Annotated in this window: 17 protein-coding genes; 4 read left to right on the plus strand and 13 right to left on the minus strand. The window is 35.7% G+C overall.

From position 1 onward, the window contains the following. Positions 1–26 precede the first annotated feature (26 nt). The 13 genes from EZ428_RS08085 to EZ428_RS08145 form a co-directional block, all read right to left on the minus strand. On the minus strand, positions 27–1259 hold the full coding sequence (locus tag EZ428_RS08085; RefSeq protein ID WP_131552649.1) for a hypothetical protein: 1233 nt from the start codon (positions 1257–1259) through the stop codon (positions 27–29). Positions 1260–1375: 116 nt separating this feature from the next. Continuing rightward, on the minus strand, positions 1376–2605 hold the full coding sequence (locus EZ428_RS08090) for a DUF4998 domain-containing protein (RefSeq protein WP_165501734.1): 1230 nt from the start codon (positions 2603–2605) through the stop codon (positions 1376–1378). Between the two features lie 26 nt (positions 2606–2631). Then, positions 2632–3828 (minus strand): DUF5000 domain-containing lipoprotein, encoded by a 1197-nt coding sequence (locus EZ428_RS08095; protein ID WP_165501735.1) that lies wholly within the window; start codon positions 3826–3828, stop codon positions 2632–2634. 26 nt (positions 3829–3854) lie between these two features. Beyond that, the gene (locus EZ428_RS08100) at positions 3855–5825 is read right to left on the minus strand and encodes a RagB/SusD family nutrient uptake outer membrane protein (protein WP_131552652.1); all 1971 of its coding nucleotides are present in this window, start codon (positions 5823–5825) and stop codon (positions 3855–3857) included. 25 nt (positions 5826–5850) lie between these two features. Continuing rightward, positions 5851–9096, minus strand: coding sequence for a SusC/RagA family TonB-linked outer membrane protein (locus tag EZ428_RS08105; protein ID WP_205945647.1), 3246 nt, complete (start codon positions 9094–9096; stop codon positions 5851–5853). Between the two features lie 735 nt (positions 9097–9831). Then, entirely contained in the window at positions 9832–10968 is a 1137-nt protein-coding gene (locus EZ428_RS08110) for a glycoside hydrolase family 43 protein (protein WP_131552653.1), read from the minus strand. Positions 10969–11204: 236 nt separating this feature from the next. Beyond that, complete coding sequence (locus EZ428_RS08115; protein WP_131552654.1) at positions 11205–12512, minus strand: BNR repeat-containing protein; 1308 nt, start codon at positions 12510–12512, stop codon at positions 11205–11207. Further along, complete coding sequence (locus tag EZ428_RS08120) at positions 12513–13766, minus strand: DUF2264 domain-containing protein (RefSeq protein WP_131552655.1); 1254 nt, start codon at positions 13764–13766, stop codon at positions 12513–12515. It lies immediately after the preceding gene. 2 nt (positions 13767–13768) lie between these two features. Then, positions 13769–14893, minus strand: coding sequence for a glycoside hydrolase family 88/105 protein (locus tag EZ428_RS08125; RefSeq protein ID WP_131552656.1), 1125 nt, complete (start codon positions 14891–14893; stop codon positions 13769–13771). A 110-nt stretch (positions 14894–15003) separates the two neighbouring features. Beyond that, a complete protein-coding gene (locus tag EZ428_RS08130) occupies positions 15004–19062 on the minus strand; it encodes a hybrid sensor histidine kinase/response regulator transcription factor (RefSeq protein ID WP_131552657.1) in 4059 nt (1352 codons plus the stop codon). 552 nt (positions 19063–19614) lie between these two features. Continuing rightward, positions 19615–19797, minus strand: a complete 183-nt coding sequence (locus EZ428_RS08135) for a hypothetical protein (RefSeq protein ID WP_131552658.1) — start codon at positions 19795–19797, stop codon at positions 19615–19617. A 632-nt stretch (positions 19798–20429) separates the two neighbouring features. Next, positions 20430–20708 carry a hypothetical protein gene (locus EZ428_RS08140; protein ID WP_131552659.1) on the minus strand — a complete coding sequence of 93 codons (279 nt, stop codon included), beginning with the start codon at positions 20706–20708 and terminating at the stop codon, positions 20430–20432. A gap of 271 nt (positions 20709–20979) precedes the next feature. Continuing rightward, entirely contained in the window at positions 20980–21744 is a 765-nt protein-coding gene (locus tag EZ428_RS08145) for a DUF1223 domain-containing protein (RefSeq protein WP_131552660.1), read from the minus strand. Between the two features lie 295 nt (positions 21745–22039). Between EZ428_RS08145 and EZ428_RS08150 the strand changes: the two genes are divergently transcribed. From EZ428_RS08150 to EZ428_RS08165, 4 genes are read left to right on the plus strand one after another with little or no spacing between them, the layout of a single operon-like run. Beyond that, the gene (locus EZ428_RS08150) at positions 22040–22471 is read left to right on the plus strand and encodes an organic hydroperoxide resistance protein (protein ID WP_131552661.1); all 432 of its coding nucleotides are present in this window, start codon (positions 22040–22042) and stop codon (positions 22469–22471) included. Between the two features lie 59 nt (positions 22472–22530). Continuing rightward, positions 22531–23538, plus strand: a complete 1008-nt coding sequence (locus EZ428_RS08155; protein ID WP_131552662.1) for an alpha/beta fold hydrolase — start codon at positions 22531–22533, stop codon at positions 23536–23538. Between the two features lie 43 nt (positions 23539–23581). Then, a complete protein-coding gene (locus tag EZ428_RS08160) occupies positions 23582–24604 on the plus strand; it encodes a sensor histidine kinase (RefSeq protein ID WP_131552663.1) in 1023 nt (340 codons plus the stop codon). Next, positions 24585–25346 carry a LytR/AlgR family response regulator transcription factor gene (locus tag EZ428_RS08165; protein ID WP_131552664.1) on the plus strand — a complete coding sequence of 254 codons (762 nt, stop codon included), beginning with the start codon at positions 24585–24587 and terminating at the stop codon, positions 25344–25346. The genes EZ428_RS08160 and EZ428_RS08165 overlap by 20 nt, the downstream gene beginning before the upstream one ends. Positions 25347–25443: the final 97 nt, after the last annotated feature.

Here is a 25443-nt window from a genome sequence, read left to right on the forward strand (position 1 = left end):
ATGTATTATTTTATTACTAATGTGTTTTAAGGATTATACGGGCCACTTGTAGCTGTAGGCAAACCATCTTTTCTCATGGCTTCTATTAAGATACAATTGTAAACATAATCCCAACTAGAGCTTACCTCAGAATTTTGATTCAGTCCAAAAGGCCACCAATGTTGGGTGTCTCCACTTAATTGCACTGTTGAGTTACGTTGTATTTTTCTTAAGAGTTCATTTGTGTATTGCCCTTGAAATTTGCCGCCAACAATTTTACTTGTCCACCAACTTGTGGTACCTGTACCAAGCGTATGGTTCATTTCATGCAACATTGTTCTTAAATTTTGAAAACCAGCATTAGTACCAAAACGCATCCATCCTTCATTATTAGCATCGGCAGTTGACGTACCTTCTACATAGTTTAAATAAACATGTTTTGTCGCAGAGGTATAATTGCTTAAGTACCATGTAGCACTATCTACAGCCACCTGTAAACGAGCATAAGCTTCGAGCTGTTCGGTAGTAGGATTTGTAGCTTTATTAAAAGTGTAGGTGATTTTTCCTTTAGGAATGGTTTTAAACTGAACATTATTGCTATAACTTACTCCTTTAGCATTAATGGCATAAGCCCTAACATGATAATTTGTTTTTTCTAAAAGCCCTTTGATCATTAACCTATAGCCACCTACACCTGCATTATTGTGTTTAACTTTATTATCGTTTATAGTTGGGTTTTCAATTAAACCATACACTAAACCCCGTTCGGTAACATTATCTCCACCATCATTTATTATTTCCATATCACAGGTTGCGAGTGTGGCTCCCACAATAAATAGAGGTGTAAAATTAAAACTAGCATTGCCAATAGCAGTAGTTGTAAAAGAAATTTCGTTTCCATAACCAATGCCATTATTATTAACTGCATAAGCTCGTACAAAATATTTTGTACCTGCTTTAATTCCAGTAATTTCACTTGTAAATTCTCCAGCACCCGTAATACTTGTTGTGCCAAATTTTGTATCGGCTATTGTTGGCAGAGGATTTAAGCTTAAAACAAGGCCACGTTCCTTAATTGTACTACCGCCATTATCTATTGTAATACCACCACTCTGGGCGGTAATTGTCGTAATATTTTTAAGTATAGCCGTTTGCACCTTAGGTATTGTCCCTGTGTTTACAATGGGATTACCACTTATAACATTACTTGTTTTCTCTGCCTTTTTACAATGTATTAGCAAAATTGCAGCAAGAATTAAAATAGGAGTATTAATTTTCATTTGTTTGTTGGAGTAATAAATGGAAGTCAATTAATGATAAAAATTGACTTGCGGCGATACATTTAAAAAATCTATAGGAGTTTTGAGCTCCCATAGATTCTTAAAGAAGATTTTATTTATAGAAAATTAATTTGGTAAAGTCTTACCGATGCTATTTTTGCATACATACCTGTACTACTTGTACCTGTTAAATTAGCCGCAAATCCAATAGAAACCTGTTTAGCCTGATCCAAATTAAAGTTGAGCAACTTACTTTCTAAATTTGAGAATGCAATACTAGAACTCGTAATATTAGCTACATTTGGTATTGAAGTGCCTTCTGCCACAGTTAAATATCTAGATCCTCCAGCATTAAAATCGTTCATTACAATTTCTAACCTATACCTACCTGCAGGTAGGTTTATGGTCTGATAAATTTTACCATCAGTAACATTTGGTAATCCCCAACCCGCTTCTAACGAAATAAACCCAACATTGCTTCTTTTTTCATAGCCACCAAAACCACTTGCATTTTTAACTGAGGGACTAGTAATCCAATCATTTAATATGCCCCATCTATTAGCGTTAATTGATGAAAAAGTAACATTAGCACCTGCATTTTTAAGGTAAGTAGAAGTTACGTCTATCTTACTAAATTTAGGGATGTACATATTTTCATAGGCAGTATAAAAAGTATCAATACTTAACGTATCCGGTAGAAATAGTGTACGATATTTAATCGTTCCCTTTTCCTTAAAGTTTGGAATGATGTAGTTATTCACATCAATAGGGATTCTAACTGCTTTCTCTACATTAGAGTTATCTGTATAAATCATTTCTGTAGCAAACACACCACTTACCCTATCCATTCCTCCCCATTCTATGGTAGAAACACCACTTTCATTGGTAAAGGCTGAGTTTATACCTCTATTAGTTAAAGTAGATTGGTACCTATCTCCATAAACTCTTCCAGTTCTATATACTGGAATGGACTTATTACCAGCATTATCATAGGTATAGATTATAAAATTCTGAACTCCTTCTGTGATGTTATTGATAAACAATTTGAGTGTATCAACATTGGTTGTTCTAGTAACAGGAATAACAATGGAATCGACTCTGTTATTCCAGTATACCACACATTTTTTAACCTTTGGATCTGCAAGGAACAAGCCATTTAACAATACACGGTATCTCCCAGAATTAATTTTAACCGAGTCTAATTTCCCAGTATAGGATATTTCGCCCTCTTTGGTGAATTTCTTATAAGCATCCATTTTATCACATGAAGATATAATGCCTACCAATAGCATAGCCAAGCCTACGAATAGCAGGTTCTTGTTTAATTTTTTAATATTATTTTTCATCTTAATACTCATAAAAGCGTTATACATTATCTTGGATCACCATATACTTGAAGCTCGCCGATTGACATGAATGTTGTTCCTTGCCAATTTTTCAAGCTCTTGATGCGCAAGTACCTAACTTTTGGTATTCCAACATCAAACGTGTAATTTAATCCTGCCTGTCCAGCAGCAATATCTTCAGTTGTATTAGTCCCGTAAGCAGATCCAGAAGGTTTTTTAGCTTTAAATGTTCCAAGCTTTGTCCAGTTGGTAAAGCTTCCGTCTGATGGAGGGTTATCAGTTCCCCAAATCTCAAAATCTAACAAATTACCGCCATAGAAATAGGTTCGTCCGTTTAAATATTCAGGATAATCCCATATTACAATACGACTTAATGCAGATAATTTACCCATGTCAAATGTAACCCACTGCGGCGTTAATACTGCAGAACTTGTCATGGTAACTCTTGGCCAATTTAATAGATCTCCGTCCCACATTCCACCTAATACGGTTGCAGTGTGAAGTGCCACATCTCCAGGCAAAGTAACTGCCTTGTAGCCAGTTTTCGGAATTTCCGCCTCAAACAAAGGAGTAAGTGTTGTGTAAAGGGTGTCACTATAATTTAACCACCTATCTCTTATGGTTATTGCAAACTTTCGTTCTACAGGATCATAACCTCTAATTGCATTATCAATATCTACTGTAGAAGTATAGATATTCTTAGTGGTGGGCACCATTCTACCTTTACTATCTTCAGTTAAAATTTCAATCGCCAAATCTGCTTTTGCAGGATTTGTTGCTGTAAATCTTAAACCCCCAAAATCTGCTACAACAAGCATGCTTCTAAAAACACCCCAAATTGGATTTTCTAAAGGCTTTACTTTTATTGAAACTGGTGTAGATGGTATTTCACTTCGGTTTACAGCATACAATTTTACTTCATGCTCTTCAGTATCTCCAAAACCTTCAACAGTTAAAGTATTACCGTAATAAGAAGCCTTAACTTCCATTACGCGACCGTTTGCAAGCGTGTAAACAGCTTTAATGTATAACAAATCCTTATCAGCTGGCAATGCATAAGTTAATACAGCATTACCAGGTCCAGCTGTAAATTTTACATTTGATACAGGCCCAGGGGGGGTCGTATTTTTTTCAAGTGGTTCGAGTGTATCTACCTTACAACTTGATACTAATGCCCCTATTATAGTTAACATTAGTAAGAAATTCATTTTAATTGTTTTCATATTAGAAAAATTAATTTGGTTAGCGACTACCATCCTGGATTTTGAACCAGTTTAGGATTTACAGTTATATCATAATTTCTAATTGGTGCCAAGTAATCTCTTGGAGCCACAAAATTTTGGGTATAGATGGTTCTAGGCCTATAATAATCTGCAGTATTAGCCTGAAAAACACTCCATCCAGTAATGGGTTGGTTAAATACTTCTGCAGCTTTTTTCCATCTTTTAAGATCCCAGTATCTACTACCTTCAAAAGCCATCTCAATCCCTCGTTCTTGGTGTATGATTTCTCTCAAACCATCCTTAGTTGTTGGTTTAGTTGGATTGTTAGAAAAACTATTCCATGCTTCTACCACTCCTTTTAAACCAGCACGTTTTCTAATACGATCTACATATTCGAATACATTATTAACTGGGCCTTGTGATTCGTTTAATGCCTCAGCATACATTAAGTATAAATCTGCCAAACGAATCTGCGGCCAAGGATAATCACGATAAGAAACTCCATTGGTACTATTTGTCATGTTCCAATCCACTACTTTCTTCAAGTAATAACCAGTTTCATTGTAAAAACCTACGTGTGTAGCACCAGCTAGTTGTGTATATTTTCCTTCTACAACCCAAGTATTCTCATCAGAGTTACTAGGACTATCATATTTATACCAAACGCCACCATCGAAGCCTAAATCTGCATAAAAACGAGCTTCTCTATCAAAATTTAAACGAGAAGTTTCATAACCTTCTTTAACAAAAAAGCGTTCGCTTTTAAGTGCTGTTCTTAAGGTATATTTATTAGAAAAATTAATTAATTTATCTTCATTAATAGGAACTCCGTTGCTAGAATAAAACATTTCTGCAATCTTTAACGGCGCTGCCAATTGCATTCTGGCATCACCACTTGCTCCACCTGCTGCTAATTTAGGCATTGCTGTGCGCTGTAAAAAATCTGTTCTACTATTTGGGTTTGCCCAAATATGCTCCACATTCCAACGTTCGGTAATTGCACAACGTAAGGTTAATTGTAAGTTTGTTGTATCAGATAGCTTAAAGGTAGACCCTGGAAATTGGTACAACTTGGCACCTGCTAATTCTGCTGCATCAATTGCTATTTTAGCAGCATCTGCAGCATTTTTCCACTTATCTGCACTGAAAGTAGCTGGGAATAAACTTACACCGTCGTTATCTTTGAATGATGTATAATCTGGATTTCCATTGAACAATGGACTAGCTGCCATCAATAATAATTTAGCTTTGACAGCAAGCGCAACTGGCTTTGTAATTCTGCCAAGTTCTGTAGTTCTATCTGTAATAATTGGCGGCAAGTTTACTGCAGCCTCGTCTAAAAGTGAGGAAATAAAGGTAACACATTCGTCAAAAGGCATTCTCTTGATTCGAACATCAGCTTCTGGAGCACTAATATCTATATTTTTGTCAACCAATGGAATTGGCCCGTACATACGAAGCAAATAGAAGTGGTAGTATGCTTTTAAGAAAGTAACCTCTGCAATCCATCTTGCACGCTCATCAGCTCTTAAATCGCGAACTTTTGTTTCGTCTTTTACATTATCTAAAAAAATATTACAGTTTCTTATACCCTTCCAAAGCCCATAAAGGTCTCCTGGTCCACCACCTTGAAAATTTCCTTGCCAAGCGTTCATATAAGGGTTAGCAGCATTTTGTCCGCCTCTTGCCCCACGCCATGCATAGGATACAAATTCCCATTCTTGCGTAGGAATCCACAACTCATCTCCAGATAGAAAGCCTACATTATAAAGAGGATCGCCATCTTTTGGCAAGAAAGAATAGCAAGTGAATAAATATTTTTCTGCCTCCGTTCTCATTGTAAAGGCATTGTCTATTGTTGCAACGTTATCTGGAATAATATCCAAATACTTTTTACAAGCAGATAAACTTAATAAGGTTGCAGTAAAACATAAAATAAGTATCCTGTTTTTAATGTTCCCTTTAATCTTAATGATTGTTATATTTTTAAATTTCATTTTATTTTCTTTAACAATGTCCTAATTAAAATGATGCTCTAATTCCTAAGTTATAAGTACCTTGAATTGGATATCCCAAACCGTTGCCCCCCATTTCTGGATCCCAAGTATTAAAACTGCTGATGTACCCTAGGTTAGTTGCACTTACGTAAATGCGCAAAGATTTGAAGCCTATTTTCTTGTTTAATTTCTGAGGCGTATTATAGGCAACTTCAACACTTCTCAATCTCAAGAAATTACCATTTCTCATCCACCATGTCGAAGTTCTATTATTATTAGGTACAAAGTTTGGACTTAAACGAGGCCATAATGCGTAAATATTTCTATTTTCTTCAGACCAATAGCTATCGGAAATTGCTTGTAGCAATCCATTTTGACTACCACCATTTAACACAAATGGGGCAATGTTTTGTGAGTTGATAAAAAATGATGATCGAGCAGATCCTTGTAAAAAAAAGCTAAAATCTAAACTTTTATACCCAACAGTACCTCCAAATCCATAGATAATTTCTGGTGTAGTTGGTAAACCAATAGGTACAATATCTTGATCGTTTACCACACCATCATTATTTACATCTCTGTATTTAATGTCTCCACCCCCATAAGTTAATCCTGGAGTACCATCAAATTGCTGTGGAGCATTTTTTGCCTCATTATCATCGATAAATAAACGTTCAGCAATTAAACCATAATTTTGTGTAGTCGAATTACCTACTGTTGAGCGATAATATTCACTTGTAGGATAACTAGGCTCGTCGTTAATTAAAATTTTACTTTTTGCATAAGTAAAGTTTCCTCTCATTTGCATTGACCATCCATTGCCAAACGATTTGTTATAAGCAGCAGCAAAATCTACACCCTCATTTTGAGCTTTGTTAGTATTTGCCCTAACAGAAGCTTGTAGACCCATTGTTGTTGGAATATAGGTACGTCCTGTTAAAATATTTGAACGGGTATTTCTATATACGTCGATGTTTAAATCTAATGCGTTCAAAAATCTAAAATCTGCTCCAAAGTTTACCTGTTCAGATTTCTCCCAAGTAATGAGAGGATTGGCGTATCTAGTTACCAAAACACCAGCTTTACTATAACCATATTGTTCTCCAAAAGTAGCGCCATAGCTACCATTGTTCATGTTAACTTCAGACATATAGAAGAAACGATCGCCATCAGCACCTATTTGATCATTACCCACTAAACCATAAGTAGCTCTTAATTTTAAACTGGTAATTACTTTTGTTAATGGTTTAAAGAAATCTTCGTTAGATACTACATACCCTAAGCCTACAGAAGGGAAAAATCCAAAACGATTATTTTCTGCAAAACGTTCAGAGCCGTTATAACCAAAGTTAAATTCAACTAAATACTTATCATCATATCCATAAGTTGCCCTTCCAGAAACTCCTTGGTTACGAGATGGTAATGAAGCTTGGAGGCTACCAGCGTTTCCAGAAAGATAGTTTCGTAGAGTGGTAATCAACATACCACTTATGGCATGTTTTTTTGCAAAAATTTTATTATATGTTAAGGCAAATTCTGCATAAAAAGTAGAGTTAAGTCGTTTTAAACCTTCCGAGTAACCCAAGTATTCAGTTCCTGTTGTGCCAATAGAACCTTGTCCACCTGGATTTAGTACTTGTATACCCGTACTACCATTTGGTTGTTCAGTAGCGGAATAAAAAAATGGATTGTAACTTCTAGAAACATCAAAATAAGAATATCTCCTAGCATAAGTCATCAACCTAGCATTTAAACCTTTAACAAGGCTATTTAAATCCTGTTTTAGCTCAATTTGTGTTTGTAATGTTGATGAATTATATTCTGAATAACCTTTAACCATCTCTGCATAAGGATTTACATATAATCCATTATTAGGAGTAATTGCATTGCCAAATAATGCATGCGTAGCAAAAGGAGATAATGATGACGGATAAACCGCAGGAAACAAAACAGGATTAGACCATATAGTTTGATTAAAGATTCGCTGACCTCCATTTACAGGATTACCATTTACATCATATCCTAAAAGAGGACCCGAGTAGTCATCAAACTGACCATACACCCTAATTGCTGCAGTCGTCGTTTTAGTCAGATTTATATCCACATTAGAACGTACTGAGTAATTTTTCAGTTTTACGTTGTTGTTAAAATTATTTATCCCTTCAACTTTTAGTACGCCGTTATCAATATTATAAGTTCCAGCAACATAATATCTCGCTTTTTCTCCACCACCCTGAACACTAATATTATTTCTATAATTGACTGTATAATCTTTAATTAATTGCTCTATCCAATTATTGCTTGGGTATAATAAAGGATTATCTCCTCTTGCCGTAGCATCAATTTTTGTTTGTAAATAGGGTAATGCAGCTGTTGGATTTCTTGTTAAAGCTGCCTCATTTGCCAACTTCATATAAGTAATATTATCTGCAAATTGAAAGTTCTTGGTATTTGAAGAAACTGCAGATTCAGATCTAACTGTGAAATTTGTCATACCAGCCTCTCCAGATTTGGTTGTAATCAATACTACTCCATTTGCCCCACGTGCACCATATACTGCCGAAGCCGTGGCATCTTTTAAAACACTAAAAGATGCAATATCATCTGCCTGTAAACGTGCCATGTCATTTTGGGTAGATTCGATACCATCAATTAAAATCAATGGATCTTGTTTCCCGCTTCCAAAAGTCCCCAAACCACGAATAAAGAACTGTGCATTATCTGATCCAGGCTCACCACTTCGCTGATAAGCAATCATACCAGCCACACGTCCCTGCATCATTGTAGTTAGGTTACTTGTAGGTCCTTTTAATTCTTTAGGATTGATCGTTGTAATGGAACTGATCAAGCTCGCTTTCTTTTGTGTACCAAAACCTACAACGGCAACTTCATCTAAAGCGCCAACATCGCTATCTAAAGTAAGATTAATTACATATACTCCTTGTCCATCTGGTGTATAATCAGCAACTGCTACCGTTTTTGGTTTATAACCTATACCAGTAAAAAGAAGTTTGCCTGATCGTGGTAGTGTAATGGTGTATTTACCGTCCGAATCGGTATTGGTTCCTTTATTTGTTCCTGAAACTTTAATGTTTACTCCAGGTAAACCTCCAATAGTATCTTTAATAACGCCTCTTACGGTTACCTCTGTTTGCGCCATTGATTTTAAGCTACAAGTAAATAGCGTAAAAAAAATAAATAGCTTGATACAGGATTTAAGCTCAACAGGAAATGAAAGGATCTGAATTTGTTTAAGTAGTTTTTCTATCATACTAAAATAATTTTATGTGATTTTTAAACTGAACTAAACAAGAAATAGGTTGCTTCTTTAAAACATACATTTGAGAAATTTTTATTTTACACATTTGCTTAAAAATTGCTTGTTATTGATTAATAATTTGTTAATAAATTTTGCCCTAAAAAGATTGCATTTTTGTTTTGCCTGCTGGAGCCTAGCAGAAAATATGCACTTAAATTTGGTTTGTTCATCTCATTTTTTATAATTGGTTTAGAACAAATAACCATTAAAATGAGCTTATTAGTGAGGGATAATTCGGTATTAATTAGGGGTTAAATTGTTATTTTACATCGTAAAAATGACCATAAAGCTAGATTTTGGAAATTAATCAAGTATTTGAGTCTTAGATAATTTTTTATTGAGGTTTGTTGAGATGAGGGAACTTCTATTTCAAATAATTTATACGAGATTGAATGTTGTGCTGACTTAAGAAAAGAGCATAACTAGCACCATGTAAAAATTTGAAGTTGAACTATTAATACATTGAAACTGGTTGGGTACTTGCAAAGAATAGCCTAAAGTTAGATTTGAAAACTAAGTAATTAAGACTTACTTAGTTTTTTATGACGAAAATTGAAAATGTGAAAATCCAATTTCAAATGGTTTACACAGATTTGAAAGCAGCGCCATTAAGGCAAAAGAATTGCTAGTACAAGCAAATAAGCCCTAACGAGATCTATGAATATATTGGAAGAGTGGGGTAAATCCTTACTTTGATTTAAAAACACTCAGATCCCATTGGTCCATCCAAGTAATTTTAAGTTTGTCATTTTCAAACTGGATTGGCAACCACAAGTATCTACCATCTATGGCATTTTTAGGTCTCCAAATATCGGCCATAAAAATAAACTCTCCTTTTTTATTTGGCGCTGGTAATACATAAGTACTTTGACCACCAAAAGTCTTTTCTGCTCCTTGGCCAACGCAAGGATTGCCCATAAATGTCCACGGTCCCCATAAAGATTTAGCTGTAAACCAACGAGCAGGGTTTGGGGCCCATCCTGTACATCCAGAACCTATCATGTAATAAACTCGATTTTTCTTAAATAAAGCTGGAGCTTCAGTTTGCTCGCCAATATAAATCCTTGTGAATTTACCCGTATGCCCTAAATAATCCGGTGTTAGCTCGGCCATATGTAAGGTAAAATTCTCCTCGGAAGAAAAAATATGATAAGCCTTTCCGTCATCATCAACAAAAACAGTCATGTCTCGAGCCATTTGACCACCAGGTAAATCGCGACAAAAGAAACCATCGCTTTTATTTGCAGGCGCAGCACAATTCAACTTTTCACTTTCTGGTGTGTTAGGTAAATAAATAGGCATTTGACCCGGGTTTGGTCTATAACTTTTCAAAAAAACATACGGTCCGGTTACTTTATCGGCAACCGCTACACCAGCTCTTGCAGCTGCATAGCCTTTGTCTTTTAGCTCCAAATGGAACCACATTACGTATTTTTTTGTCTTTTTATTATAAACAACTTTAGGTCTTTCTATAACACTTCCTTTTACAATATCACTTTTTGGATCATCGCTTACTTTTAACGCAATTCCCTCATCTTTCCAGTTATATAAATCTTTTGATGAGTAACAATGAGCACCAACCTGAGCTGTATTACCAATCTCACCCGCTACTTTATGTTCGCCAAACCAATAATAAACACCTTTATCTACAAGTATTCCTCCACCATGTGCATTAATATGAACGCCTTTATCATCATTCCAAATTTTACCTGGCGTAAAGGATGTTAATTTTGTTTGTTGCGCAACACTCTTAAATGCATTAACAGAAAGCAACGCAATAATTATTAAACAGATATTTAAAGACTTGCAAAATAGGTGTTTCATGGGCTAAATTTTTAACATCTTGATAAACGTTAAACTAACATTTATCAATTATAAAAATAGGGATAAAGAATGATGTTTTTTAGAATATTTTGCTAATTAGTTGGCGAATATTAACTCAATAATTTAGAAGTTAACCTTATTTTACTATTTGTTACACCAAAAGGATTGGGTATCTTAATGCTATAAGGAAGGTGTATAGCTTTAAAGTTCCACTTATGCAGGAATGACGAAAAACACTACCTCTTCCAAGTAAGAACTTGCACTTTAGTAGGTAAAGCATTTGCCTTTCCCTCTCCATCTACTTGCTCAACTTTTTGAACAAACAGGTCTAATCTCTTTTTTGTAATCCATAGTTCGGTATCAAAAGTAGGTTCCCACTCCCCTACACTCATTTCAGAAAGGTCCTTACACTCCCAATTAGATTTTGTAATGTCGTTGCCAATGGCGATTGAAACCTTATTCCCTCTTTCAACATCTCTAAAAATTAACGCACAAGAGATGGTATTTTTCGACGACCAACTGATTAACTGCGGCCTTGATATTGGGATTTTTTTAGTACCACCCCCACTTAAGCTAAAAGGTGTTTTTCTAAAGGTTAACCTGTTTACTCCCCAATCCTTACCAGTCTTATACACAATGTGATATTGTGGCACTGTTTCACCAGCATCTCTCCAGTACGTAGCAATAAATGGATTTCCATTCTCATCAGCGAACATTGAAGTCTGATTAATCAACTCGCTGTTCTGTGGGATTTTCAAGGCATACTCTGCATTTTCGGCATTAATTGGCAATTGATATTTTGTACCGTCTGATTTTTGCCAAGTCAAACCTCCATCGGCAGATTTTGCATAACACAAGTCATGGTTACTGGCAACATCAGGACTTTCCCTCCAAACCCATGATAAATGGATAGTTCCCTTTGCGTCAATTGCTGTTTGTAAATAGGCATTTCTTTTACCTTGACCATCAATTAAATTGTCCTGAATTCTTGTCCAAGTTTTCGTTTTTAAATCATATTGATTGATCATTAAATTACCATTTCCAGAGCCACCATCTCTATAAAAGAAAAGTAAATTACCATTAGCCAGCTTATAAAATTCAGGATAACTCACTTTATTTTCCTTTAAACCAAGCATTGCCTGCTTTTGTCCTAACAAAAGACTTTCAGGTTTAATAGATTTTGCATAGTTAAGGTTATTGTTGTGTTGCCCCCATCCAAGGTGCAAATAACCACTTCCATCAACCATGATACTGATAGATTTGTGCGCATCCGTTGCATCACCTTTGTATTGCGTTTTAACAACCTCCCATATTTGCGAATTGAGCTTTCGCTTTGCTAAAACCACAAACTGATCTGCATCATAATAAGCAGCGTATTGGTTATTTTTAAAGGTGGTTAAAGCATTTTTCCTAAAAATAACAGTGTTGATAGAGTTATTTGCCCACCCGTTTTTGGCAATAGTACTCCATGAAGTATGCTCTTGACTTTTAACAGAAAAGCTTAAACCTACAAGCAACAAAAAAACAACAGAAAACTTGAACATCTATCTTAAATCTACACTGTGATCATTTGGAAAATCTTCTCCGCCCCATATTTTCTGAGCACTCCATTTTACTGCCGTGTTTGCCCAAAAAGGATCAGTTTCTGGCAAGCCTAAAGGCAAAAATATGCTGGTACAGAGATAAGGACTGCCTTGGTTATTGTAAACATCGGCTATATTAGGCTGACTTCCATGTAAACCAATCGTTAACCATCCATTTTCATAAGTAGTTGGACTTTCTAACGTCTTTTTTATGACCGCAGTTAAGGCACAACGGACTTGCGCTGGACTTAATTGTTTTGGCAATAACTTTTTAAAAGCCATATCTGCTAAATGATGAAAAGCAGCTCCACGATACACAATTGACCGCCCTGTAGCTGGGTAAGTTCCATCAGTATTAATCAATCGTTCTTGAATAACAGCATAACGCTCATTACGTTTTTTAATCTTCTCGAACATGGCATTATAAGCATTTGTTTTTTTGCCAATAATATCCACCAACGTACCCAAATAGGGATGAATTACAAAACTGTTGTAATAATCGAAAGCATAAGTGCTACCATCTTTATACATCCCATCACCAACATACCATTGCTCCATTTGTTGCAAGGCATAATCTACTCGCATCACATCCCACTCATAGCCAAACTTTGCCATAAAAGCTTCGTTAACTGCAGAAAAAAGCAACCAATTTGAAAACCCAGGCTTAAATTTCCTTGTTGTAGCAATGGATTTCATCATCAGGTTTTGGTCCTTTTTATCTAAATTTTCCCAAAGCCAAGGCGCACGTATAAAAGCAAGTGCTACAAAAGAAGCATCAACCAATTGTTGACCTCCAATATCATAGTTCATGAAATCCTTAGCAGTCGAGTCCAATGAATTTTTAATGCCTTTAATAACCCATTCTCGGTATTGGTTGCGCAAGGCTATTTCAGCTTCCGAACCGCCTTCTAACTGTAACCAAGGTGCTATGCCACTTAAAACCCTACCCAAAACTTCAACATATTGTACTTTAATGCGATGTTCTTTATTATCTATGCGAATAGAAGTCTCCTTTGGCATTACAAGATGTAAACTGTCTTTGGCTAAACTGTAAATTACAGGCCTTACCATTTTATCCATTTCCTGTAACCAAACTTGTCTATCGGTTAAAGGGACTGCTTTTACATTTTTACTTTTCTTTTGTGCTGCAACCTTTCCTACAGCTAAACAAAGGATTAGAAAAACAACAACAATACTTTTTAATGATGAATTCATGTCTATTTTTTGTTGGTTAAAAACCTATACATTTCGCAATTGGCTAACAAAAATGCACCTACACCAAAATTAGCTGTAGAGTTTGCATCTACTACCTGACCTGGAATTGCTTTTTCTCCAATTGGTTGTACATAACCTACTTTTCCGCTTTCCTGAAGCGCAGTTTTAGTGAGGTAATTGTATGCTTTTTTTGCCACCGGAAGATACTTATTTTCTTTAAGCAAACCATTATTAATGCCCCATAACAAACCATAAGTAAAAAAAGCAGTTCCACTAGTTTCTGGTCCTGGTGCATGTTGAGGATCGAGTAAACTCCTGGTCCAATAACCTTCAGCTTGTTGACTTTTCAGAATTGCTTTCGCCATATTTTTGTACTTGGTTAAATACTCATGGCGGTGTGGATCGTTTTTAGGCAAATCTTCTAAAACCTTTGCCAATCCTGCGAAAACCCATCCATCGCCCCTGGCCCAAAAATCTTTTTTGCCATTTGCACTTTTATGTTTTGGGTAAACATATTTCGCATCTCGATAATAAAGTTTCTCTTTTTTATCATACATGATACCATTGGCATACACAAAATACTCATAAAGTTTATCCGAATACTGCTGATTACCTGTTAGTTTATACATTTTTGTCATTACAGGCATTACCATGTACAAACCATCTGCCCACCACCAATAATCGCTTGCAGCTGTAGACATTTCATATTCCATTACCTCTTTAGCACGAGCAACTTTGTGGGGTTCTGGGTTAAGATTATACAGATCTATATAGGTTTGAAAGCAGATTTGCCAATCTCCAAACAATACAAATTCATCTGTTTCGCCGTACTTATATTTCCACTTGCTTTTATCGGTACTTTTTGCACCCATCCATTTGTTATGGTTGGCCCAAGTTTCTGAGTAAGTTTTGTAAGCCTCGTTTTTGGTGATTTTGTATGCCTCTATGTTACCGGTATGATAAGCAGCATGATCCCAAAAAGCCCTTACCTCTGGCTTGTTATTACTTTGCCAATAGGCATTTGCTTTGTTAATTGTTGCTATTACTTCTTGCGTTGAAGGAAGTGTTTGTGCAGTAGCTATTTTGCTAATCAATAGCAATGCGATAAGCCAGTTGTATTTTTTCATCTTTGGAACGAAGTATTCGATTTATGATTTGGTAAATCTAAGTACAATAAATTTATTCTTTTTGGTGGGGGTGTTAATGATAATTTTAGGGGGATTATTTAACTTGACTACTATTTATCGCTCAAATTAGTATTAATGCTATACTGTTTATGGAATATTTTACGATGTTTTTTAATAAATGACGAAGGTGTAAGTTTAAATTGATTTTGAAATTGAACTCTAAAATATTTAATATCATTAATACCTACCCTGAAAGCTACTTCATTTATATTGAGATTTGTATTGATCAATAGTTCTGCCGCCTTACGTAACCTAATGAAACGCACAAAACTATTAATAGATAAACCTGAGGTCGCCTTTATTCTTTTATAAAGATTAGAATGACTCATACTTAACTGAGATGCCAGTGTTTTCACATTAAAATTAGTTTCCATCAGGTTATCTTCTATAATAGTGATGGTTTTTTGAATAAAGCTTTTATCTTCTTGAGAAATTTTATTCCGCTCTGACTTTAAGGTTACCTCATTATAAAAATACGATTGTAGGTTGCTCCTATTTTTAATTACACCATTAATTTTTGCAGTAAATAATTCCTTGTCAAAAGGTTTACTGATAAAATCATAAGCACCAACTTCTATCCCTTGTAACTTCAACTCTGGACTTGGATCCGCAGTTAGCAAAATCAAAGGAATATGGCTTATTGCTGGATCTGCTTTTATTTCCCTGCAAAACTCAATTCCATTTAAGCCATCCATATTAACGTCAGAAATGATAATATCTGGTAAGTGTTCTCTGGCAGATTCTAAACCCTCTAATCCGTTATTGGCTTTGTAAACCTTAAATTTCTGATGAAAAATTTGATGGATATAGTCTATGATTTGCTCATTATCATCTACCACTAAAATAGAATGCAAATCTGAAATGAGTAACTCGAGATTAGGAATTTGCTCATCACCTAGCTCCTCTTCCTCTGCTATAAGCTCGCTAACGTAATTAAGCTCTTGTTTATCTTCTAAAACATTCACTTGTTCTTCAACTACATCACCTTTTGGTATGGCGATAAAAAACGTTGTTCCTTCTCCAAGTACTGAAGTATATGAAATTTTTCCTTGGTGTAGTTCGACGAAGCTTTTAACCAGATAAAGTCCAATCCCAAAGCCAATTTTAATTGAACTGTTATTCATTACCTTATAAAATTTATCAAATAGCCTATCGCCAACTTCAATCGGTATTCCTGGTCCAGTATCAGATACCTTAATTTGTATCATATCATCAACCAAGGTAATACCCAATACCACTTTACCACCTTTTGGCGTAAACTTTAATGCGTTAGAAAGTAAATTAAAAAGGATAATTTCTAACTTATCTCTATCTGCATAAATATAGATTTGTTCATCTTCACACACAAATTTATAACTAATGTTATTGTTATTGGCCAAGTAATTAAAACATAAGAATATCTCATGGGAAAACTTGAAAAGGTTTATTTTAACCAATTTTAAAGCTTCATTCTCATTTTCTGTTTTCCTAAAAAGCAGTAATTGATCAACCAAACTCAACAAACGTCTCGAATTTCTATAAACAACATTTAAGTCGTTTTTCTCTTGACCGTTTTCCTTTGTGCTTAAAATATCCTTTATCGGGTTTACAATTAAAGTTAAAGGCGTTCTTAGTTCATGAGAAATATTTGTAAAAAAGTTAAGCTTCTTCTCATTCAGCTCTTTCTCTCGTTCCATATTCAAGTTGGCCAACTCAACTTCATGCTTTAAGCGGTATTGCCTTCTTCTGTACTTAACAAATACTGCATATAATGAAATGATCGATATTAAATACGATGAATAAGCCAACCATGTACGGTACCAAGGTGGTAAAACTTTAATGATGATAATTTTTTCATTTGATGCCCAAGCACCTTCTGTATCTGTGCTTTTTAAGTGTAGCTTATAGGTCCCTTCATTTAAACGAGAATAATAGGCAAAGTTTAGCTTGTCTATGTAATTCCAATCCCTATCCCATCCTTCTAAGTAATAGGCGTACTTAATTTGATCTTGGAAAGAGAATTCGATTGCCGAAAAATTAACTGAGATTACCGCAGCGTTAAATGGCATAGAGATTTTTTCTAGCCCAACAACAGAAATTTCATCCTGGTAAGCAGGATCTTCATCAATTGGAATATTATTTACCCTAAAATCTGTAATTACAATTTTTGGTACTCTCTTATTGATTTTAATGCTATCTGGGAAAAACTTATTAAATCCATTTATCCCACCAAATAACAATTCGCCATTGCTTAATCTTAAAGCGGCATTGTAATTAAACTGATTACTTTGTAAATCATCTGTAGCATAATAGTTCTTAAACTTAGCGCTTTTGATATTGAATTTAGAAAGCCCATTATAAGTGCTACACCATAAATTCCCTTTGTTGTCTTCTAAAATATTAAGGACAGAATTACTTGGTAAGCCATCAGATTGAATGTAGCGTTTCAGTTTTTTAGTTTTCCTATCCAATTTCAGCAAACCACCACCTTCAGTTCCTATCCACAATTGCCTGTATGTATCTTCGTAAATAGCCCTTATGGCAATGCCGACAGGAATATATTGGTGTTTTTTACGGATGGGATCTATCTGTATAAGGTGGGTATAATTACCTCCCCAGAGCACTCCTTGCTGATCTTGATAAAGCGTATGGATGTCTTTCAGCCTTGCATCAAAAAGCTCGAATCTATCTAAACTACTATTATAAAGATAGAGTGCTCCTCCCTTTGTTGTACCTGCCCAAATCCTGTTATTTTTATCTTGAAAAATCTTCCAAACATTAATTTCTTCTACTCCTTTAACAGTATTAAAGCAGGTGTAATGCTTAAAGCTATTAGTCTGTTTGTTAAAACGATCTATTCCACCATTAAAGGTGGTTACCCAAATGTTTTTCTGCTTATCATTTATAATACTGGTTACAAAATTACTAGATAATGAAGATGGATCATTTTGATGATGCACAAAATTGGTATAACTGTTAACTATAGGGTTCCATAAGCTTAAACCGCCTCCATCGGTACCAATCCAGATATTTTTATTTTCATCTTCGCAAAACGATAATATGAAATTGTTGACTAAAGTATTCTCCCTAAAAGGATCTTTTTTGATGGTCCTAAACTGCGCTTGTACATTGTCTATAATATTAACCCCGCCTCTTAAGGTAGCAATCCATTTTCTTGCCTCCCTATCTTCATAAATGGCACCTATTGAATTACTGCTCAGCATTCCTTTTTCTTTAGAAGCATTCAGAAAGCTTGATTTTTTTGTTGCAAGGTCAACAATGGTGATACCACCCCCATCTGTAGCAATCCACAGTTTCTTTTGCTTACCCATACTTAAGCCCATGATGTTATCATCACTCAGTTGAACAGCAATTCGTTCTAATTTTCCAGTAGTTTTGTAGTAAGAGAACAAACCTCTTTCAGTACCGATTAATAACTGGTCTTTATTGTAGTTAATAATTGAAGTAACCGAAGTAATAGGCGGTTTTGTTAAGCCAATTTTACCCAAAGTCACATTGTAGGTACACAATCCAACATCTTTTATAAATACCCAAAGGTTATTTTGCTGATCTATTGCAAGCCCTCTTGCCGTAAAATTAACATGACCTAGAACAGGAATTCGGTTGGCAATGTTCGAGCCTTTCTGAATGATAAACAAACCCTTTTCGTCTGTTGCAATATAGGTAGTGCCATTTTTAGCAACAGCAATTGAAGTAATAGGAGCCGTAATTTTAACTCTCCTGCCTTTATCAATATAAAAAACCGGATGTATTTTTGAATTCGCATAATCAAAAAAAGAAACACCTTTCTGTGTTCCAATCCATATTCTATTTAAATCATCACCATTAAGTGCGGTAATGTGGTTATTAATTAAGGAATTTTCATCCCCCCATTTATTCCTGAATATTTTAAAGCTATAACCATCATACCTATTCAATCCATCATAAGTACCCATCCACATGAAACCAAACCGATCTTGGTAAAGTGAATTGACAATATTGTTCGAAAGACCGTCTTCTACACCCAAATATTTAATAGACTTACCATTTAATTGCGCTGAACAGTTAATGAGCGTAAAAAAGAGATAAATAAACCCTATAATCGACTTAAGAGAGTAGCTTTTTGCCATTGAATGATTAAATGCTGCTATTTGGTTTCCTAAGATACATAATTAATAAACGTTACAAAGACATTTTTAAATTAACAAACTAAAATACTGTTAATCAAATAATTAAACAAAAAATTTAATATATTATTAGCTCTTTATAAAACGCAAAGACACAAAATGTTCAGCAAGGAACGCTAAGCAATTAAGCCTTTCTTTGGTCTTTGCTTCTTAATCTTCCCAAGTTCCGGACTTTACTGACTTTCGTACCTCATAAAACGCAGAGAACACAAAGTTTACATAGAGAACGTCGAGGTTGCTTTCAGCTTCCCCCAACTCTACAACAGCGTAAAATTAGATTATCTTATTTTTAGTTGACCATTAAACAGGTTATTCGTTTTCTTTTAGCCATTGCTCAGTATAACCCTTCAGCCCCAAACAATCTTCCCTTTTGCATTACCAATGAGTTAATAACTAGTGAACCTATCCTCCAGGCTTTAGCGACTTCCGGAATCCTAAACAAAAAGCCATCCCAGTTAAAACTGAAATGGCTTCATTTATTTAATGATGATTCTTTTAGTAACCGTTATTGCCGAATTCTGCTGCATTGGTTATGGCATCTAGAAAATATTGTGGAATTGGGCGTTGCGTATGTTTCGCTGGATCAAAGTTTGCCGATATGGCTGGATTAGTTTGTGCAAAATAAGTTTTAATCAAGTTCCTCGGTTCTTTTAAGGTCAATCCAACGTGAATGCGCACCTGCTAGTTTTCTGCTACGTCCTTTTAAAGATAGCCCACGTTAATCTCTGCAGCGGTAGCCAACATTTCAGTTTCACGAGTAGTTAGAGCAGCACGTTTACAAATTACATTTACATAGGTCGCCGCCTTTAAAGCGTCGTTATTAGCTAACAATGCCGCTCATAAATATTATTTTAACCGACGATACTTCTGGATAATATCTGTATCGTATCTGAAAGTTAATGAGTCCAATATAAGTCCAGTATGTGTCCAAGTTTTTATATAAAAACTTGGACTATCAATATGTGTATTATGTATTTATTATTGTAACATTATGTCACTGTTAGGATACAGACCCGAAGCAGTGGCGATGATGTTTAGGCAATCAGTAATAAAGAAAAGAGGAACAATAAAGGGAAATTCATAAGGTGAGACTGGTAGTTTGGTATTTCGTGAATACCGGAGTAGCTAGATTATTCGATGTACCCAAGGTAATTGGCAAACCATGGTACCTAGGGACATAAAAAACAGTAAGACTCTTTAGAAAATCACTCATGGCTTCGCTGATCCTTCGGAGTCCTCCTAAATGTAAGTCGGGACTAGGTCGATTCGATCCGATAGCTATGACAAAACTGCTTCGTTGAGCATCTACCCTAAATCCTAGTTAACCTCATAGGATAAACCTGATTAGCATTCCATTGTGGAACATACAAATTCTCATCATCATCTAAACAAACATCATGTGGATGCATAAAATGACCAGCTAACTTTTGCTGTGGCAACAGTACTCCATGATGGTAAATTGGTTCTGTAGCTCCTGGCGATGAAATCACTTTGTTATATTCATCTAGTATGGTTAAATAACCTGAACCAAAGTTTTGATTATCACCAGAGCAAAAAACCGCCACATAGATATTTTTACCCTTTATCACAGGCCTACATATAAATGACCCAAGAATATCAACAGTTCCCAAATATTCACCCTTAAGAGAAAACTGTTTAAAGGCATTTTCGTTTCTTGAGGTGACCAGCAATATATTTTTATCCGCATTGCGATTATCTAAAGCAATTCCGTGAGCGCAATCAAGATTAGAAGTACCATTACCCCTGCCACCAAAACGCCTAATATATTCTCCCTTGGCATTATACTGAATTAAAAACTACTGTTCCTAATTTTTAACATTATTTTTTTGAGGGGTCATACTAATTTCTTTCTAAACCAGCTCTTGTTGCGGTAAGAATTTCTCCACTAGTCATGTTTTGTACCATTCCCAAAACTTCCCATCCTTTGGGATCAAATCCTAGGGGAACTGTAATTGATGTAGAGCCTTTTCCACTAGCAGAAATCACCTGTGTTGTAAGCTGCTGTACAATTTGAATATGCAAAAGCTGTTTACCACCATTTTCACCAGACTTTACATTTACTTTGGCAGTTTTCTGGATGATTGCAATTGCCAACCTAGTAGCACTTATACTTTTATCAACCTGGTAATCTAAAACAATTTTTCTCTTTTCCATTCTAGCACTAAGCAGCAAACTTGACGTTCTTTGTACAGCCAGCTCGCTCCTTATTGCATTTTGCATAACTCCTTCATCAGATCCAACAAATTCATATTTTCCATTCACGATTGCTTGCGGCGTGTATATCTGTCTCTTCTTTAACCAACTACCATATTGTGTCTGTCTGCTCGTATGCGCTGGACTACCAAAAGTATCCTTCCAACCTAGCTGATCAAAATAATCAACATGGTATGCCAATAGGTAAACGTCTTTGTCTTTATACTCACTTTGTAATCGAACCATTAGTTCTTCTGCAGGGGGACAACTTGAACATCCTTCTGATGTAAAGAGCTCTACAACAGCAAAACCATTTCCTGCTTTACGATCGGTCTTTGAAATGAAAGCAAATACCATCCCAGCACCTAAGGCCAGAATTACACTCATTGATAAAATCTTAATATATTTCATGATTTCTATTTTTTAATTGGTCAAATCTAATTTGCAATCCGCATCGTCAATAATTATAACTGCCTTAGATGGACAGAATGATCATTAAACTAGGCATTTAAGGCATTCAATAATCATAGCTAGATCGGCAACTAACAATCCATTACAAAGCAGGCAATAAAATGGTTTTTTTAGCTCAAACTTAAAATCGACCAATTCAGGATGAATATAGTCCAATTCAGCCTTTAATTGATTGAATGACTGATTGTATCACTATACTTTTGGGGTCATAAACAAATCATTTAAATCCAATATCATGGCAACCAATAACACAACAACATCCAACAAAGTATTGTATACCGCTAAAACTCATACCACAGGTGGCAGGGAAGGCACATCACATAGTGATGATGGTAGATTAGACATTAACTTAACAGTACCAGGCGCAAATGGTTCAGGCACCAATCCAGAACAGCTGTTCGCAGCGGGTTGGTCGGCTTGTTTCATAGGTGCCATGGGAATTGCAGCAGCAAAAATGAAGATTGCACTACCTGTTGATAGGGCTGTTAATGCCGAAGTAGATCTATGTAATGTTGATGGGGAATATTTTTTACAGGCACGCCTTAATGTAAGTCTTCCTGGCTTAGACAAGGAAGTAGCGCAGGCTATAGCAAATGCAGCCCACCAAACCTGTCCCTATTCTAAGGCAACCCGAGGTAATATCGATGTAGTCATCACAATCATCTAAATTTCACGAGTAAGCCTCGGCTATTATACGTCGAGGCCTTCACATTAAAAAACACGATCATGTCGCAAAAAATTAATCACCAAAATAAGTTTCTAATAACTTTGGTTATGTTGATGATTTCAACACTTACAAATGCACAGTCTACTGCTATCAATAATGTTTCAAACAATCCATTTACCGATATCAAACAAATAAATGCCGGCGAACTTAATGTTGGCTATGTTGATGCAGGCCCAGCAAATGGCCCTGTTGTGCTCCTGATACATGGCTGGCCTTATGACATCCACAGTTTTGAAGATGTTGTTCCTTTATTAACGGCCAAAGGTTATCGGGTAATTGTGCCTTACTTACGTGGTTTTGGCACAACCAGCTTTATATCTGAAAAAACAATGAGGAACGGTCAACAATCAGTTCTAGCCACAGATATGATTGCCTTAATGGACGCATTAAAAATTAAGAAGGCTACTATTGCCGGTTTCGATTGGGGCGCACGTACAGCTGATATCATGGCAGCCATTTGGCCAGACCGTATCAATGCATTGGTATCGGTAAGCGGCTATTTGATTGTAAATCGCACAGCTAACCAAAAGCCATTGAATCCAAAGGCTGAGCTGGGCTGGTGGTACCAATACTATTTTGCCACAGCTCGTGGTGAAGCAGGTTACGCTGCCAACCGCAATGAATTTAACCGATTAATCTGGCAAATCGCTTCGCCCAAATGGAACTTTGATGAGCCTACTTTCAATCGCACAGCCGCATCTTTCAACAACCCTGATCATGTAAACATTGTGATTCATAATTATCGTTGGAGGTTGAGCCTTGCTCAAGGGAATCCAAAATATGATGAATTAGAAGCCAGACTAGCAGCCGGTCCAATCATTACTGTACCCACCATTACCATAGGAAGTGATTTTGATGGCGCCAATGCTAATGGAGCAGCTTATGCTAAAAAATTCTCTGGAAAATATGCTCACAAGATCTTAGAAGGTATTGGCCATAATGTACCACAGGAAGCACCTCAGGCTTTTGCAGATGCCATAATTGAAGCCGCTAACTTTACCAAATAAAACGGTATCTAGATCTCTAATTTAGATGTTATATTTGATGAACATGGCGGCACAAAAAACATTCAAGATATCGCACAAAGTCATTTGGTTAAGTTCTTTTTTCTTAGGGGCACTAGTAGCTGTTCCTAAAATAGCAGAACATCATTTTAACCTGTATGAAGCATTGATCGACTCGACTGTTACCTTTTTATTTGCGCTGTTGACATGGTATTATAACATCAAAACTTTACCTGTCTACTCATCAAAAGACATAGTCAATGGTTTTTCTATCACAAGATTAGTTAAGAACCTCTTTTTTGGAATTGTAGTGATGTTTATACTGGCGTCCATACAAAATTATCTGCTCTCTCACCTTAACTTTGGTCCAGTGATGCTGATGTTTGAGGTAAGAGGAATTCTGGTAAACGTCATGTTCTACATGTTTATACACCTACTCTATCATAGTTCTCAAAACCAACAGGTAGGTATAGAGCTTGAGCGAACCAGGGCAGCCAACCTAGCTGCGCAATACGAATTACTGAAACAACAGGTAAATCCACACTTTCTATTCAACAGCTTAAATACCTTAAAATACATGGTAGAGAGCGAAGACAAACATAGTGTGGATTTTATCTTAAAACTATCAGATTTTTATAGATTTACCTTAGAAAGTCGAAAACAAGCCCTCATTACCATCCAAGAGGAATTGAACATATTAGATGCATACTTATTTTTGTTAAAAGCTCGTTTTGAAGAGGGTATTGACCTAATCATCGAAATTGACCCTAAATATCATCCATCTTACATCCCTCCTTTTACTTTACAGCTATTAATTGAAAATTGCATCAAACATAATGTGGTTTCATTAGATAAGCCACTACACATCAAGCTGTATACTGAAAATGAATACTTGATTGTTAAAAACAAACTACAACTAAAGAGAACGCCAGAATTATCTACCGGAATGGGCTTGGAGAACATTAATGAGCGTTATAACCATCTCTTCAATAAGGCGATTGAGATACAGGCCAGCGAAACACATTTCACCATTAAATTACCGATCATCCATGCAAATCATCATCATTGAAGACGAGCTTAAAGCAGCCAAGTCTTTGGCTAACTTGATAGTAAAGCTTAAGCCTGCAGCTAAAATTGTAGCACAATTACAGAGCATTGAAGGGTCGATTGAATACCTGTCTAACAATGAACAGCCTGACCTGATTTTTATGGATATCCAACTTTCAGACGGACTGTCTTTCGAAATCTTTAAGGCAGTAGAGATTCGTTGCCCTGTAATATTTTGTACTGCTTATGGAGAATATGCGATGGATGCAATCAAAGCCAATGGGATTGATTATTTATTGAAACCATTTTCTCAAGATGATTTGCATGCTACATTTGAAAAGGTGGCTAATTTTAAAAACTTCTTTCAAAAAAATACAGCTCCGGATTTAGACAATATACTTAAACAAATTGTACTAGATGAAGGGAAAAAGAGCTTCTTAGTCTTTAAACATCAGAAATACACCACGGTTCAAACAGAACAGATCGCTTTCATTTACATCAGGAATGATTCGGCGTCTATCATGACTTTTAAGCAAGAGGAATATGCCCTTGATCAATCTTTAGATCAGCTGCAAGCTTTACTTTCTGCTAAACAATTTTTTAGGCTCAACAGACAGTATTTGATCAATTTTAGCGCTGTTAAAGAAGTAGAACATTATTTTGGTCGTAAACTCTTTGTAAAACTCATCATACCAAGTCCAGAACAATTATTGATAGGCAAGGAAAAAACAAGTGCATTTTTGAATTGGTTGGAGAACAGGTAAATGATTATCCAGTGTGAAGGATTTCATTAATTCAATCTACAAAAAAGCAGTCTTTTCAAAAGTTTTAAATTCCGAAACACTATAGTACAGCTAACAA

It is taken from the genome of Pedobacter frigiditerrae (assembly GCF_004331645.1).
GTDB lineage: Bacteria > Bacteroidota > Bacteroidia > Sphingobacteriales > Sphingobacteriaceae > Pedobacter > Pedobacter frigiditerrae.

Excerpts from the sequence above, each read along its gene's own strand:
- EZ428_RS08085 (WP_131552649.1), bottom strand. The coding sequence starts at position 1,259 with ATGAAAATTAATACTCCTATTTTAATTCTTGCTGCAATTTTGCTAATA.
- EZ428_RS08090 (WP_165501734.1), bottom strand. The coding sequence starts at position 2,605 with ATGAAAAATAATATTAAAAAATTAAACAAGAACCTGCTATTCGTAGGC.
- EZ428_RS08095 (WP_165501735.1), bottom strand. The coding sequence starts at position 3,828 with ATGAAAACAATTAAAATGAATTTCTTACTAATGTTAACTATAATAGGG.
- EZ428_RS08100 (WP_131552652.1), bottom strand. The coding sequence starts at position 5,825 with ATGAAATTTAAAAATATAACAATCATTAAGATTAAAGGGAACATTAAA.
- EZ428_RS08105 (WP_205945647.1), bottom strand. The coding sequence starts at position 9,096 with ATGATAGAAAAACTACTTAAACAAATTCAGATCCTTTCATTTCCTGTT.
- EZ428_RS08110 (WP_131552653.1), bottom strand. The coding sequence starts at position 10,968 with ATGAAACACCTATTTTGCAAGTCTTTAAATATCTGTTTAATAATTATT.
- EZ428_RS08115 (WP_131552654.1), bottom strand. The coding sequence starts at position 12,512 with ATGTTCAAGTTTTCTGTTGTTTTTTTGTTGCTTGTAGGTTTAAGCTTT.
- EZ428_RS08120 (WP_131552655.1), bottom strand. The coding sequence starts at position 13,766 with ATGAATTCATCATTAAAAAGTATTGTTGTTGTTTTTCTAATCCTTTGT.
- EZ428_RS08125 (WP_131552656.1), bottom strand. The coding sequence starts at position 14,893 with ATGAAAAAATACAACTGGCTTATCGCATTGCTATTGATTAGCAAAATA.
- EZ428_RS08130 (WP_131552657.1), bottom strand. The coding sequence starts at position 19,062 with ATGGCAAAAAGCTACTCTCTTAAGTCGATTATAGGGTTTATTTATCTC.
- EZ428_RS08145 (WP_131552660.1), bottom strand. The coding sequence starts at position 21,744 with ATGAAATATATTAAGATTTTATCAATGAGTGTAATTCTGGCCTTAGGT.
- EZ428_RS08150 (WP_131552661.1), top strand. The coding sequence starts at position 22,040 with ATGGCAACCAATAACACAACAACATCCAACAAAGTATTGTATACCGCT.
- EZ428_RS08155 (WP_131552662.1), top strand. The coding sequence starts at position 22,531 with ATGTCGCAAAAAATTAATCACCAAAATAAGTTTCTAATAACTTTGGTT.
- EZ428_RS08160 (WP_131552663.1), top strand. The coding sequence starts at position 23,582 with ATGGCGGCACAAAAAACATTCAAGATATCGCACAAAGTCATTTGGTTA.
- EZ428_RS08165 (WP_131552664.1), top strand. The coding sequence starts at position 24,585 with ATGCAAATCATCATCATTGAAGACGAGCTTAAAGCAGCCAAGTCTTTG.